At 72.0% G+C, this 13,266-nt stretch carries 14 protein-coding genes; 3 read left to right on the top strand and 11 right to left on the bottom strand.

The window, feature by feature from the left end:
- Positions 1-3: 3 nt before the first annotated feature.
- The 4 genes from OHB04_RS20695 to paaA are packed head-to-tail and all read right to left on the bottom strand — an operon-like array spanning position 4 to position 2,751.
- The gene (locus OHB04_RS20695) at positions 4-666 is read right to left on the bottom strand and encodes a PaaD-like zinc ribbon domain-containing protein (RefSeq protein WP_326808007.1); all 663 of its coding nucleotides are present in this window, start codon (positions 664-666) and stop codon (positions 4-6) included.
- Positions 660-1,382, bottom strand: a complete 723-nt coding sequence (paaC, locus tag OHB04_RS20690) for a 1,2-phenylacetyl-CoA epoxidase subunit PaaC (protein WP_326689192.1) — start codon at positions 1,380-1,382, stop codon at positions 660-662. The genes OHB04_RS20695 and paaC overlap by 7 nt, the downstream gene beginning before the upstream one ends.
- Entirely contained in the window at positions 1,379-1,663 is a 285-nt protein-coding gene (gene paaB / locus OHB04_RS20685) for a 1,2-phenylacetyl-CoA epoxidase subunit PaaB (protein WP_326689191.1), read from the bottom strand. The genes paaC and paaB overlap by 4 nt, the downstream gene beginning before the upstream one ends.
- 5 nt (positions 1,664-1,668) lie before the next feature.
- Positions 1,669-2,751: a 1,2-phenylacetyl-CoA epoxidase subunit PaaA gene (gene paaA, locus OHB04_RS20680; protein ID WP_326808006.1), complete on the bottom strand. Its 1,083-nt coding sequence runs from the start codon at positions 2,749-2,751 to the stop codon at positions 1,669-1,671.
- Positions 2,752-2,947: 196 nt separating this feature from the next.
- On the opposite strand from paaA, the gene OHB04_RS20675 reads away from it, so the two are divergent.
- From OHB04_RS20675 to OHB04_RS20665, 3 genes are read left to right on the top strand one after another with little or no spacing between them, the layout of a single operon-like run.
- On the top strand, positions 2,948-3,961 hold the full coding sequence (locus OHB04_RS20675) for a DUF5819 family protein (RefSeq protein ID WP_326808005.1): 1,014 nt from the start codon (positions 2,948-2,950) through the stop codon (positions 3,959-3,961).
- 17 nt (positions 3,962-3,978) lie between these two features.
- The gene (locus tag OHB04_RS20670) at positions 3,979-5,271 is read left to right on the top strand and encodes an HTTM domain-containing protein (protein WP_326692825.1); all 1,293 of its coding nucleotides are present in this window, start codon (positions 3,979-3,981) and stop codon (positions 5,269-5,271) included.
- A gap of 33 nt (positions 5,272-5,304) precedes the next feature.
- Positions 5,305-6,039 (top strand): TrmH family RNA methyltransferase, encoded by a 735-nt coding sequence (locus tag OHB04_RS20665; RefSeq protein ID WP_326689188.1) that lies wholly within the window; start codon positions 5,305-5,307, stop codon positions 6,037-6,039.
- A gap of 78 nt (positions 6,040-6,117) precedes the next feature.
- Here the strand turns inward: OHB04_RS20665 and OHB04_RS20660 are convergent, their stop codons facing one another.
- The 7 genes from OHB04_RS20660 to OHB04_RS20630 all read right to left on the bottom strand — a co-directional run bounded on the left by OHB04_RS20660 (position 6,118) and on the right by OHB04_RS20630 (position 13,266).
- Complete coding sequence (locus OHB04_RS20660; RefSeq protein WP_326689187.1) at positions 6,118-6,681, bottom strand: bacterial proteasome activator family protein; 564 nt, start codon at positions 6,679-6,681, stop codon at positions 6,118-6,120.
- A gap of 52 nt (positions 6,682-6,733) precedes the next feature.
- Positions 6,734-7,918: a hypothetical protein gene (locus OHB04_RS20655; RefSeq protein WP_326808004.1), complete on the bottom strand. Its 1,185-nt coding sequence runs from the start codon at positions 7,916-7,918 to the stop codon at positions 6,734-6,736.
- 354 nt (positions 7,919-8,272) lie between these two features.
- Complete coding sequence (locus OHB04_RS20650) at positions 8,273-9,250, bottom strand: NAD(P)H-quinone oxidoreductase (RefSeq protein ID WP_326689185.1); 978 nt, start codon at positions 9,248-9,250, stop codon at positions 8,273-8,275.
- Positions 9,251-9,289: 39 nt separating this feature from the next.
- Positions 9,290-9,457, bottom strand: coding sequence for a hypothetical protein (locus OHB04_RS20645; RefSeq protein ID WP_326689184.1), 168 nt, complete (start codon positions 9,455-9,457; stop codon positions 9,290-9,292).
- Between the two features lie 73 nt (positions 9,458-9,530).
- Positions 9,531-10,619, bottom strand: a complete 1,089-nt coding sequence (locus OHB04_RS20640) for a potassium channel family protein (protein WP_326689183.1) — start codon at positions 10,617-10,619, stop codon at positions 9,531-9,533.
- Entirely contained in the window at positions 10,613-12,307 is a 1,695-nt protein-coding gene (locus OHB04_RS20635; protein ID WP_326808003.1) for a molybdopterin molybdotransferase MoeA, read from the bottom strand. Before OHB04_RS20635 ends, OHB04_RS20640 begins: the two co-directional genes overlap by 7 nt.
- On the bottom strand, positions 12,304-13,266 hold the full coding sequence (locus OHB04_RS20630) for a DUF6457 domain-containing protein (protein WP_326689181.1): 963 nt from the start codon (positions 13,264-13,266) through the stop codon (positions 12,304-12,306). The genes OHB04_RS20635 and OHB04_RS20630 overlap by 4 nt, the downstream gene beginning before the upstream one ends.

Below are 13,266 nucleotides of genomic sequence, written 5' to 3'. Positions count from 1 at the left end.
CGCTCACACCTCCTTGAAGTGGTCGAACGGCTCCCCGCACAGCTCGCAGCGGCGCAGCGCCTTGCAGGCCGTCGAGGAGAAGCGGCTGAGCACGACGGTGTCGGCCGAGCCGCAGTGCGGACAGCGCACCGGATCGGCCTCGGCCGTCGGGGGCGGGCTCGCCTCTTGACCGGGCGGGGCGTGCCGGGCGGGCGGGGCGTGCCTGGTGGGGGAAAGGCCCACCAGGAACGGGCCGTCGGCGCGGGAGGTGGGGCGCGGCGGGGCCACTCCGTGTTCCGCCAGCTTGCGGCGGCCCTCCTCGCTGATGTCGTCGGTCGACCAGGGCGGGGACAGGACGGTGCGCACGGTGACCCGCTCGGCTCCGGCCTGACGCAGCACGCCCTCGATGTCGGAGGCCATGGCCTCGATCGCGGGGCATCCGGTGTAGGTCGGGGTCAGCTCGACGTCGAGATGGCCCGGCTCGGGTTCGCTGATGGCACGCAGCACGCCCAGCTCGGCGAGCGTGATCACCGGGAGCTCGGGGTCCGGGACCGAACCCGCCAGTCCCGCCAGAGTTTTGAGACGCTCATCGGTGTCAGCTTCGGCGGCCTTCGCGGCCTCGGCGGGTGTCGGGGTGTGTGCGTGCGCGGGTGCCTGGGCGGGTGCGTGTCCGTGTGCGGTCACCATGTCGCCCCCGGGTGGCTGCGGTGGAGATGCTGCATCTCGGCGAGCATCCGGCCGAACGGCTCGGTGTGCAGCCCCTGGCGCCCCGCACCGGCGGTCCAGGCTCCCACGCGGGGCCCTTCGGGAACGGTCAGCCCGGCGCGGCTGAACACATCGGCGATGCCGGCGCTCCACTCCTCCTCCAGCTCCTCCCATCGCACCTCCAGGCCCTCGACGGGCTGGAACAGCTCCCCCGTGAAGCGCCACAGCGCGTCGGCGGCTCGCTGCGTCCGCGCGTGGCTCTCCTCGGTGCCGTCCCCGAGGCGTAGCGTCCACTGCTCGGCGTGGTCGCGGTGGTACGCCGTCTCCCGGACGGCCTTCTCGGCGAGCGGAAGGGCCGGGGCGAGCTGGGTGTAGAGCGGCTGCTGGTAGGTGGAGAAGAAGAGCTGCCGCACGATGGTGTGGGCGAAGTCTCCGTTGGGCTGCTCCGCCAACTGGCAGTTGCGGAACTCCCGTTCTTCCCTCAGATAGGCGATCTCGTCCTCGGTGCCCAGCTCCTCGCGGAGCCCGGCGTAGAGGGAGCGGGCCTGGCCCAGCAGGTCCAGTGCGATGTTGGCCAGCGCCAGCTCCTCCTCCAGCACGGGTGCGTGGCCGGCCCATTCGCCGAGGCGGTGGGAGAGGACGAGTGCGTCGTCGGCGAGGGGAAGCGTGGCGAGGGCGGGCGGGGCGGTGGCCGTCACAGGTTCTTCACCCCGTCCGGGACCTCGTAGAACGTCGGGTGGCGGTACGCCTTGTCGGCTGCGGGGGCGAAGAACGGGTCCTTCTCGTCCGGGGAGGAGGCGGTGATCTCGCTGGAGGGCACCACCCAGAGGGAGACGCCTTCGGAGCGGCGGGTGTAGAGATCCCGGGCGTTCCGGAGCGCCATCTGGGCGTCCGGGGCGTGCAGGCTCCCCGCGTGGGTGTGCGAGAGGCCGCGCCTGCTGCGGACGAAGACCTCCCACAGGGGCCAGTCAGCACTCATCGGGCTCAGCTCCTCTCTGTCCGGGCGGAGTCGTGCGGTTCGGCGGTGGCGGCGGTGGCTGTGGCGGTGGCCGAGGCGCGGTGTTCAGCGGTGCGGTGTTCAGCGATGTGTTGCTTGGCGGCGTGGGCCGCGGCGGCTTCGCGGACCCAGGCACCTTCCTCATGTGCCGCTCGGCGCTGGGCTATCCGCTGTTCGTTGCACGGCCCGTTGCCCTTCAGGACCTCGCGGAACTCCTGCCAGTCGATGACGCCGAAGTCCCAGTGCTCCCGCTGCTCGTTCCACTTCAGGTCCGGGTCGGGCAGCGTGAGGCCGAGAGCTTCGGCCTGGGGGACGCAGATGTCCACGAAGCGCTGGCGCAGCTCGTCGTTGGAATGCCGTTTGATCTTCCACAGCATCGACTGCGCGCTGTGGGCCGACTCGTCGTCGGGTGGACCGAACATCATCAGCGAGGGCCACCACCAGCGGTCCACCGCGTCCTGCGCCATGGCGTGCTGCGCCTCGGTGCCCCGGCTCAGGGCCAGCAGCAGTTCGTAGCCCTGGCGCTGGTGGAAGGACTCCTCCTTGCAGACGCGGACCATGGCGCGGGCGTAGGGGCCGTAAGAGCAGCGGCACAGCGGCACCTGGTTGGTGATCGCCGCGCCGTCCACCAGCCAGCCGATGGCGCCGACGTCCGCCCAGGTCAGGGTGGGGTAGTTGAAGATCGAGGAGTACTTCTGCCGACCCGAGTGCAGCTTGTCGAGCAGCTCGTCGCGGCCCGCGCCCAACGTCTCCGCGGCGCTGTAGAGATACAGGCCGTGGCCCGCCTCGTCCTGGACCTTGGCCATCAGGATCGCCTTGCGGCGCAAGGAGGGGGCGCGGGCGATCCAGTTGGCCTCCGGCTGCATACCGATGATCTCGGAGTGGGCGTGCTGGGCGATCTGGCGGATGAGGGAGGAGCGGTAGGCGTCCGGCATCCAGTCCCGCGGCTCGATGCGCTCGTCGGCAGCCACCGCGGCGTCGAAGGCGGCCTGGAAGGCGGATTCCTCGGCCCCGCCCGCAACCTCGCCCGTCGCGTCGCTGCCGACCAGCGTCGATGTCCTCGATGCCATACGAGCCCCCTGATCTCCCGACGAACCTAGCCGACCGATCGTTCGGTCCAATGGTGAGCCGAGGTCTCGCGGGGTGTCAAGAGCGAATGCCACGGTCTCGCGGGGCCGGGCTCCCGTGCCCCAGTAGTCTCTGAGAGTCTCTGAGGCGGACCGGCCCAGTCATATGGGCGCGGGAGAACATGGGAGCAGGCAGGGCATGGAGCCAGCAGCGCACCAGGTGCCCGGGGCGGCGGACGGCGGAGCGCACCCGCCGGGTGACGCGCAGGCGGACGGGGCGGACGGGGTGGACGGGACAGGCGGGGCGGACGGACCGGGCACGGAACTCGGGACGAACGAGCCGAGAGGGGCGAGCGAGACGGAGGGGCCGAAAGGGTCTGGCGGGGATACGGGGACTCCCGAGGACGGTGCCAGGACGTCCGAGGCCGGTGCGGGGATCCCCGAGGACGGGGCTGGGACATACGACGCCGCCGGAACCCCCGAGGACGACGCCGGAACCCCCGAGGACGACGCCGGGATCCCCGAGGACGACGCCGGGGCTCCGGACAGTGCCGGGATCCCCGAGGGTGAGGAGCCGGCCGGTGTCGCCGCGCTCTCCCTCCCGGCTCGGATCTTCGTGGCGATAGCCTTGGCCGTCGTCACGGTCGGGATCGCATTCCACGTGGCGATGGTCTTCTTCCAGACTGCCCCGTACAACACCATCAGCAAGCAGCACGCCGAGGTCATCGACGCGTACGTCAACCCCGAATTCGAGCGGAACTGGAAGCTGTTCGCTCCCAACCCGCTCCAGCAGAACGTCGCCGTGCACGCCCGGGCCACCGTTGCCAAGGACAACGGCGACACCCAGACGACGGGCTGGGTCAATCTCAGCGCCATGGACGGCGAGGCGATCCGCGGCAACCCCGCACCCAGCCACACCCAGCAGAACGAACTGCGGCGCGGCTGGGAGTTCTACACCGACAACCATGACGAGAAGAGCCGGCCCATAGGGCTGCGCGGACAGCTGTCCGAGGACTACCTGAAGCGCATCGTGATGCGTCGCTTCGGGCCGGAGCTGAACGGTGGCAGCGTCGAGCGCGTACAGGTGCGCTCCGCCGTCACGCCGGTCGCCCCGCCCAAGTGGAGCGAGGAGCGCATCGACGTCAAGACGCAGTACGCCGTCCAGCCCTGGTGGCAGGTCACCAGTGCTGACCTTCCGGGAGGCGGCAAGTGACGGATCAGGGACGGTACATGGCCATCGGCAGTCCTCGCGCACGCGTCGAACGCGCGGTCTCACGCGCCCTGACCCGGATCACCGCGCACGCGCTCGGGCCGTACCAGACGGCGATCGTGCGGATCGGGTTCGGCTGCGCCTGGTTCTTCTTCCTGGTGCGTGAATGGCCGCACCGCCAGGAGCTGTACGGACCCGACGGACCCTGGAGCTGGGGGCTCGCCGAGCGGCTGATCGATACCAACGACTCCTTCACGGTGCTGATGTGGTCCAGCAGCGACAGCTGGTTCCAGCTCGTGTACCTCATCGCGATGGCCGCCTCGGCCGCGATGATCCTCGGCTGGCACACCCGGGCCGCGAGCGTGCTGTTCATGGTCGGGGTGCTCTCCCTCCAGAATCGCAGCGTCTTCATGGGCGACGGCGGGGACAACGTCATCCATCTGATGTCGATGTACCTGGTGTTCACCCGCTGCGCGCAGGTGTGGTCCCTGGACGCGCGCCGTGCGGCGCGGGAGCGCGCGCGGGGCGGGGACGCCCGTACGGGAGGCGCCGGCGGGGTGGTCCTGTGGGCGGTGCTGGGCGCCGTGCTGCTGGGCAGCAGCGTCGCGGGCGGCTTCACATCCGGCTGGGGGATCCTCTACTGGGCGGTGTGGGCCGTACAGGGCCTGTGGTGGGTGCTCGTCAAGGCCGCGGCGCGGAGCGGGCACGCGGTGCGCGAGCTGCGCGACGTGTGCGATGTGCTCGCCAACCTCGCGCACAACGGCGTACTGCTCGTCATCATGGTCGAGGTCTGCCTGATCTATTCGACCGCCGGATGGTTCAAGATCCAGGGCACTCGCTGGCAGGACGGCACCGCCGTCTACTACCCGATGAATCTGGACTACTTCACGCCCTGGCCGGAGCTGAGCACGCTGCTCGCGAGCAGCGGAGTCATGATCTTCCTGGTCACCTACGGCACCGTCGCCACCCAGGTCGCCTTTCCGTTCACCCTGTTCAACAGGCGCGTGAAGAACGTGCTGCTGGCCATGATGATCATCGAGCACATCAGCATCGCCCTGCTGCTCGGGCTGCCCTTCTTCTCCCTGGCGATGATCGCCGCGGACGCGGTGTTCCTGCCGACGGTCTTCCTGGTGTGGTCGGGTCGCCACATCTCCGCACTCGCCGGACGCGCCTGGGGCTCTCTGCCCGGCACAGGACGCGCGAAGGCGCCCGGAGCGGCGCGAACGGTCACCTGGGGCGCGCGGGGAACGGGCGCACCGGATGAAGACGTACAAGCCGAGGAAGCGCGCCCGGACGCCGTCTCCCGCCGGTGAAGGTCCACGTCAGGGCGGCCGTAGGGTAGCCGGGTGACTGGTGGGACGGAGTGGGAGAGATACGCCGCTGAGGGCGTGCTGCTGGACGGGTTCCACGCGCTGAAGCATGCTTTGCGCTTCGGCGCACGGGTGCCCGTCGCGGTCGCCAGGGACAGGCCGGCCGCGCTGGCACTGGCCGCGGAGCTGGCGCCCGATCTGACCGGCACTCTTGAGGAACTGCTGGAGGAGGTCCCGGGGGAGACGCTGCGTGCCCTGGTGCCACGCCCGCACCCGACGGGAGTGGCAGCGCTCGCTCTGCGCGACCCCGCGCGAGGCGGCGTGCCCCGGGAGAGGTCCGGCCGGGACGCGCCCCTCGTCGTCCTGGACAACCCCCGCAACCTCGGCAACGTCGGCGCCGTGGTCAGGCTGGTGGCGGGCGCGGGCGCCGGTGGCGTGCTCACCACGGGGGACGCCGATCCCTGGCACCCCTCGGCCGTACGGGCGAGCGCCGGGCTGCACTTCGCGACGGCCGTCGAGCGCCGGGAGGCTGCCGCGCTGCCGGAGGGTCCGCTCTACGCCTTCGACCCGGATGGTGCGGATCTGCGGGACGCGCCGCTTCCCCGGGGTGCGATGCTCGCCTTCGGATCGGAGCGGCACGGGCTCTCGGACGTGGTCCGGGCCCGTGCCGACCATCTCGTGGCGCTTCCCATGGAGCCGCAGGTCTCCAGCTACAACCTGGCCACCAGTGTCGCCATGGCGCTCTACCACTGGATGGCGCAGAGCGCCTGACGGCTCTGGTCACAGGTATCTGACGGGCCGGGGCAGAGGCACCTGACCGTTCGGTTCAGAGGCACCTGACGGGTCGGTTCAGAGGTAGGGGCCGCCGGTGCGGCCCTGCGCCTCGTTGGCGCCGAGATCCTCCGGTACGGCGCCGGGCGGCAGCGCCCTGCGCATCTGCTCCAACTGGGCGCGCGCCGCCATCTGCTGGGCGAACAGCGCCGTCTGGATACCGTGGAAGAGGCCCTCCAGCCAGCCGACCAGCTGTGCCTGGGCAATGCGCAGTTCGGCGTCGGTGGGGGTGGAGTCGTCGGCGAAGGGCAGCGAGAGGCGCTCCAGCTCCTCGATCAGCTCGGGCGCCAGACCGTCTTCCAGCTCCTTGATCGAGCTGGTGTGGATCTCCTTGAGCCGAACCCTGCTGGCCTCGTCCAGAGGGGCCGCCTTCACCTCCTCCAGCAACTGCTTGATCATGCTGCCGATCCGCATGACCTTCGCGGGCTGCTCCACCATTTCCGTCACGGGGACCTCAGCCTGCTCATCGCCATCGCCGTCCCCGCCGCCCTTGGGCGCGGCACTGCCAAGAGCCATCCCGTCGGGGCCCACGACCAGGACCTGGGGGCTCTCCTGCGATTGTTCGTTGCTGGGCTGTGTCATGCCCCCCATTCTGCATCCTGATCCACCGCGTCCGCCGGGCGAGGGGCGGGGTTCAGCTCCTCCGCAGCCGCAGGGCCAGGAAGCCGAGTCCCAGCCCCACGAGCGTCATGCCGGCGCCGAGCGGCAGCACGGGCAACACCTGGCCGGACGGCTGGGCGGAGACACGTTCCTCCTCGCCGCCCTCGCGGGGGCGGGCGCTGTCGGGCTCGTAGAGATTGTGCTGCCCGATGGCCTGTTCGGAGGACCGGGGCCGTGGGCGGCGGTGACCGGAGGACGGCGGGTGCGCGGCGGGCCGGCGACCTGCCTCAGGCTTCTCGGAGCGCCGGGGGCGGTCGGGTCTGGTGTGCTTGCGCTTCTTGGCCTTGTCCCTGCCTTGTTCCTTGCCGTCAGCCTCGCGGCCCGCTGTGCCGGCGCTTCGGGACCGGGAGGGTCCGGGAGTCTTCGAAGGCTGATGGTGGCGGCTGGGAGAGCGGGTGGCTTCGGGCCGTTTCTCGTGTGGGTCGAGGGCGCTGGTGCGCCGGGGGCGGGGAGACCGGCCGGGCTGCCAGGACAGCCACTCTTCCCATGCCTCCCAGTCCTGGCCGGGGCTCTTGGGCCGGTCGATGCTGTTGGGCCGGCCATGGCTGCTGGGCCGAGTGAGCTTGCTGAGCCGGTCTGGGTGTCCGAGCTGACCGGAGTGTCCGAGCTGGGCGGGATGTTCGAGCTGGCCGGGGTGTCCGAGCTGACCGGAGGGACGGTCGAACCCGTTCGGGTAGGAGGGCAGGGCGGGCCGGTGCGAGGAGCCGACGGCCGATCCGGGCGACTCCCGCCCGGGATCGAGAAGCGGCACCGGATGGCCTGAGCCTTCCTGGCGCGACGGCTCCGGCGGCTGCTGGGGGCCGCCTGCGGGAAACGACGGTGTTGGCTGCGACGGCAGAGGATCCCCGGCCCGGTCCTCGTCTTCCGGTGCGGCATCCGGTGCGACGGTTCGCAGGGCACCGGATGCCGGGGGCGATGTCAGGGGCGAGGCCGGGATCGATGCCGAAGCCGGCGCGCTGGAGAGTGCCGTCCGCTCCGGCTGCGCCGTACGGCGGTCCGGAGCGGACTCACTGGCTTCCGAGCCCTCCGAGCCCTCCAAGCTCTCGCCGGGGTCCTTCGCCTCCTGGAGGGTGCGTGCTGCCTCGCCGTGGGCCGGGCGCGCGAGCGCGGCGGGTGCGGGGAGAACCAACAACGCGCAGGTCAGCAGGGAAAATGCCATGCGCCTTCGCTGAGCGTGCCCCACGGCCGTGACCCTCCCGCGCTGGATGGTCCAGAGACCTCATCAGCGTCACACGAGGGTATAAATCCGGCATTTCGGGCGGGGCGGATGGGGGACGGAGAGATCACCCCTGCCCGGCCGGGCACGGTCCGGGCCCCGGACCTGTGGCCGCGCCTCTGACTGAGCGCGAGCCGGAGTCCGAGCCCGAGGGGGCCGCTCCGGGCAGCGGGGCGACAGGACGGCGGGGCGGCCCCCTGACGAGTGCCCCGGGCCGCGCCCCGCCCCGCAGGGCGTCAGGTCCCCGTGCCCGTGGCCCGCGTGGCCCCCGTGGCCCCGGCCCTCATAGCCCAGCCTTCATGGCTTGAGGAGGATCTTGCCGACGTGGCCGCTCGCGTCCATGGCGCGGTGCGCCTCCGCCGCGTCGCGCATCGGGACCGTACTGTCCACGATGGCCCGCACCTGGCCCTCGGCGATCAGCGGCCACACGTGCTCGCGTACGGCCGCCACGATCGCCGCCTTCTCGGCCGGCGGCCGGGCGCGCAGCGAAGTGGCCGTCACCGCACCGCGCTTGGCCAGCAGCGCGGCGAGGTTCAGCTCGCCCTTGGTGCCGCCCTGCATGCCGATGACGGCCAGGCGGCCGTTCACCGCGAGGGACTTGATGTTCCGATCCAGGTATTTCGCGCCCATGTTGTCGAGGATCACGTCGGCGCCCGCCCCGTCGGTGGCCGAACGCAGCTCGTCGACGAAGTCCTGCTCGCGGTAGTTGATCAGGATGTCCGCGCCCAGCTCGGCGCAGCGCTTCAGCTTCGCCGCGCTGCCCGCCGTCACCGCGACCCGGGCGCCCACCGCCTTGGCGAGCTGGATGGCGAGAGTGCCGATGCCGCTGGAGCCGCCGTGCACCAGCAGCGTCTCGCCCGGTCGCAGGTGCGCGACCATGAAGACGTTCGACCAGACCGTGCAGGTCACCTCCGGCAGACCCGCCGCCGTCAGCAGGTCGACGCCGTCGGGCACGGGCAGCAGCTGGCCGGTGGGCACCTGCACCTTCTCGGCGTAGCCGCCCCCGCTCAGCAGGGCGCACACCTCGTCGCCGACCGCCCATCCGGACACGCCTGGGCCCACGGCCGAGATCCGCCCCGAGCACTCCAGGCCGGGATACGGGCTGGCGCCCGGCGGCGGCTCGTAGAAGCCCTGGCGCTGGAGCAGGTCGGCGCGGTTGACGGCGCTCGCCGCGACATCGACGAGGACTTCGCCTTCCCCTGGCTCGGGGTCCGGGACCTCCGCCCAGACCAGCGCCTCGGGACCGCCGGGTTCGGGAATCGTGATCGCATGCATGCGGCCGACGCTACCCGCACGGATGTCCGGCCCGCGCGTTCAGGCGGCGTAAGTGAAGCGGAGCTTCTGGTCCGGGGTCGGCGCATAGCCTTGATGGCAGCCCGAGCAGAACCAGAACCAGAAGTCCTCCTTGCCCGGTCCCGTCTCGCGGGTGTCCTTCCACAGGAGCCTGGCGGGGCAGTTGGGACAGGTGGGCGGCGGATCCATCGCGACATCGTCACGCCTGGAGCCCTCCGGAATCCCCGAGGCGCGACACTGCCACCCGAAGGGGTGAGACCTCCTACCGGAACTCGCCCCGCCGCTCGCCCGGTTCGGGAGCCGCGTGCGAGGCGCGGTGGATGACCACGACGCGGTCGGTGAGCTGGAGCTTGGCGGCCTCCGGATCGTCGAAGGGGAGTATCCGGTGGCCGCGGATGACCGAGACCACCAGGTCGGCGCAGTCACGCGGCGCGTGGCCCGCCTCCGCCTTGGTGACGGGGCGCTCCTTGAGGTCGAGCCCGGTGCCCTGCTGGATGAGGTCCTCCATGACCGTACTGGCGTACGGGCTGAGCATGGCCAGGCCGAGCAGCCGGCCCGCCGCGCTCGCGCTGGTGATCACCGCGTCCGCTCCGGACTGCCGCAGCAGCGGGGCGTTCTCCTCCTCACGGACCGCCGCGACGATCTTGATGCGCGGGTTGAGCTGCCGCGCCGTCAGAGTCACCAGCACCGAGGTGTCGTCGCGCTGTGGGGCGATCACGATCTGTTTCGCACGCTGCACCTCGGCCCGTACGAGCACCTCGCTGCGGGTGCCGTCCCCCTCGACCCCGGCGAAGCCCTCCGCGTTCGCGGCCTTGACCGCGTGGGCGTGCGGGTCGATGACCACGACCTGATTGCGGCCGAGTCCCGTCGACAGGAGAGTCTGGGTCGCCGAGCGGCCCTTGGTGCCGAACCCGACGACGACGGTGTGGTCGCGCAAGGCGGACCTCCAGCGGGAGAGGCGCCACTGCTGCCGGGTGCGGTCCGTCAGAGCTTCGAGAGTGGTGCCGATGAGGATGATCAGGAACAGCACGCGCAAGGGCGTGACCAGGAAGGTGTTGACGAGGCGCGCGCTGTCCGAGCCGGGGGCGATGTCGCCGTATCCGGTCGTCGAGAGCGTGACCGTCGTGTAGTAGAGGCAGTCCAGGAAGGTCATATGGTTGTCGACGTCGTCGACATAGCCGTCCTTGTCCACGTAGACCAGCAGCACCGTCACCCACAAGACGGCGAACGCGGCGAGCAGCCGCCGGGCGACCTGCCGGAACGGGCTGACGTCGGGGCGTGGCAGCAGGACGTTGCGCTGCTGCTCCGACTCGCCGTCCTCGTCCTTGGGGCTGCGCAGCCGCCTCACCATGGCAGCTCCAGAACGGGAACGTCCGTACCCGGAGCCGCGCCGTGCGGCGGGATGACGGCGAGCGCGTCGGCGGAGGCGATACCGCGCAGCATGGCGGGCCCGGCGAACCGCAGCGGGCGGATGCGTGCCCGGATGCCCGAACCTTCGCGGACGACGGGCACCAGCCGGGTGTCGCGTGGGTGGCCGTGCACCTCCTCGCCCAACGTGGCTTGCGCCGGGGCGGGTTCGGGCCGCCCGGCGAGGGCGCGCAGCAGCGGAGCCGCCAGGGTCATCAGTCCGGAAAGCGCCGCGAGCGGATTGCCGGGGAGGCCCACCAGGTAGGTGCGGCCCGGCTTCCGGCCGCTGTTGTCAGTGCCCACACGGCCGGCCTTTCCTGCTTCATCCGGCAATCTTGCTTCATCCGGCAGTGCGGCCAGCAGCATGGGGTGGCCGGGGCGTACGCGCACGCCTTGGACGAGCAGTCCGGCCTCCAGGCGTCGAAGTGTGGGCTGGAGATGGTCGACGGGGCCGGCCGCCGTTCCTCCGGTGGTGACGACGACATCGGCCGTGGTCGTCGCGATCGCCTCGTACAGCGCTTCGGCGTCGTCGCCGAGCCGCCGGGTGACGATCACCTCAGCGCCCAGGGAGGCCAGCCACGGCCCCACCATCGGGCCGAGCGCGTCCCGGATCAGGCCGTCGTGCGGGAGGCCTTTGTGGAGCAGTTCGTCACCCAGGACGAGGACTTCGGCGCGCGGGCGGCGCACGACCTCCAGCTCGTCGTAGCCGGCGGCCGAGGAGAGGCCCAGGGCGGCCGGGGTGATGAGCGCGCCGGGGGACAGCAACTCGTCGCCCGTGCGGCACTCCTGGCCGCGCGGCCGTACGTCGGTGCCCGGCTGGGGCGGGCTCGTGGTGCGCAGCCGTCCCTTGCCGGTCGGTTCGGCATGCTCGGAGCGCAGGACGGCGCTGGTGCCGGGCGGGATGCGGGCACCAGTGGCGATACGGACCGCCTGCCCGTCGGCCAGCTGCGGCGGCTGGGACCTGTCGCCCGCCAGGATGCCGGGACTCTCGCTGCCGTCCGGCTCGCGCGCCAACTCCCAAGGCCCAGGCCCGGAAACGGCCCAGCCGTCCATGGCGGAGGTGTCGAACGACGGCAGGTCGGTCAGGGCCCGCAGCGGCGCGGCCAGGGTGTGGCCCAGCGCACGGTCGAGCGGCAGCGTGGCGTGGGGGAGCGGGGAGGCGACGCGGGACGCCAGTGCGACGGCCTCGGCCCACTCCGGGCGTGGAGGCTTCCGCTCGGGCGGGGGCTTCTGTTCATCCGGCCGCGTGCCGGAGCCTCCCGTTCCGCCCCGGTATCCGGTAGTGGGCGAAGAAGCGTCCGGGCGAGGGCCGCTGTGCGGGTCCGGATGAAGCGAGGGCTCGTCGACGTCGTACACCGCCTCGTCGCGCTGACGGGCGCCGGCCCGGTCGCCTCCGGCACCGGCACTTGCACCGGGCGCGGACTCGCGGCCCGTCGTGCGCCCGCCGCCCGGTTCGGTGCTCTCCCCCTGCGCGCGCCCCGCGCCCGGGGCGCCGTGCCCGGGGCCCTGCTGGTCCTCGCTCCATTGGATGCGCCGAATCCGCTTGAGCCGCGGCGCGGGCGGGGCTGAGGGCCGGGCCCTGCCGCTGTTGGCCAGCGCGATGGCCTCGTCGAGTTCGTCGGCCCCGCTCATCGTTCGTCTTCCGCGTCCTGGGAGTTCGTGGGGTGCTCCTGGTCCTCCGCGGCCCAGCGGCGCGCGAGCTCCGCCGCCTTGGCCGCCGCGCGCGCGATGTCCTCAGGTGTGCCGTCGGCACGTCCCGCCGCGTACCCCACCAGGAACGTGGTGAGCGGCGCCGCCGGCCGCGCCACGCCGTGCGCGGCGTCGCGGGCGAGGTCGAGCAGCGTGGCGGTGTCGACCTCGGTCTCGATGCCCAGTTCGGCCTTGACTGCGGTGATCCATTCATCCAGCACGGTGCCATGCTCCCTGATACGGGCCCGCGCTGTGGCGATGTCGTCCCAGGTGTCGCAGTCCAGCGCGGCGGCCACGGCGGCGGGAGAGGTCACACGGTGCAGCTTCAGCCCCGGCAGCAACAAGCGCAACGGCAGGCCCGAAAGATACCCGTACTCGGTGCGCAGCAGGGCGAGTTCGCGGCGCAGCGGCTCGGCGCGGTAGGCGGCCAGCAGCGGCTGGTCGCGGCCGTCGTGGACGACGGCGCCCTCGTATCCCGCGGGGATGTCCAGCAGCGCGCGCACCGTATCCGCGCCCAGGAAGGGCAGATCCGCGGAAACGACCAGCACGGGGTCGCTGAGGCCTCGCGGGGCGCCCCCGGCCCCGTGGGCCTCATCGAGAGCGTCGAGGCGGCTCAGACCGGCGTGCAGGCCCGTGAGCGGGCCGCCGCCCGGCGGGTCCTCGCGGGCCCACGCGACCGCACGGTACGTCGGTCGTCGTGGGCCCACGACGACCGACGCCGTCGCGTCGGCACAGGCGCTCAGCACGCGGTCGAGCAGTGGTCTGCCGCCGACCGTGACGGCCGGTTTGTCCGTGCCGCCCAGCCGGCTGGCTCCGCCGCCCGCCAGCACGAGCGCGCCATAGGTTCGTCGTGGCGCGCCCGCGCCGGGCGTGGTGGGTGCGGGTCCGGATGCCTGGGTCAC

This window comes from Streptomyces sp. NBC_01775 (assembly GCF_035917675.1).
Classification (GTDB): Bacteria; Actinomycetota; Actinomycetes; order Streptomycetales; family Streptomycetaceae; genus Streptomyces.
The sequence above is the reverse complement of the archived record's forward strand: the minus strand, read 5'-3'. Positions and strand labels throughout refer to the sequence as shown.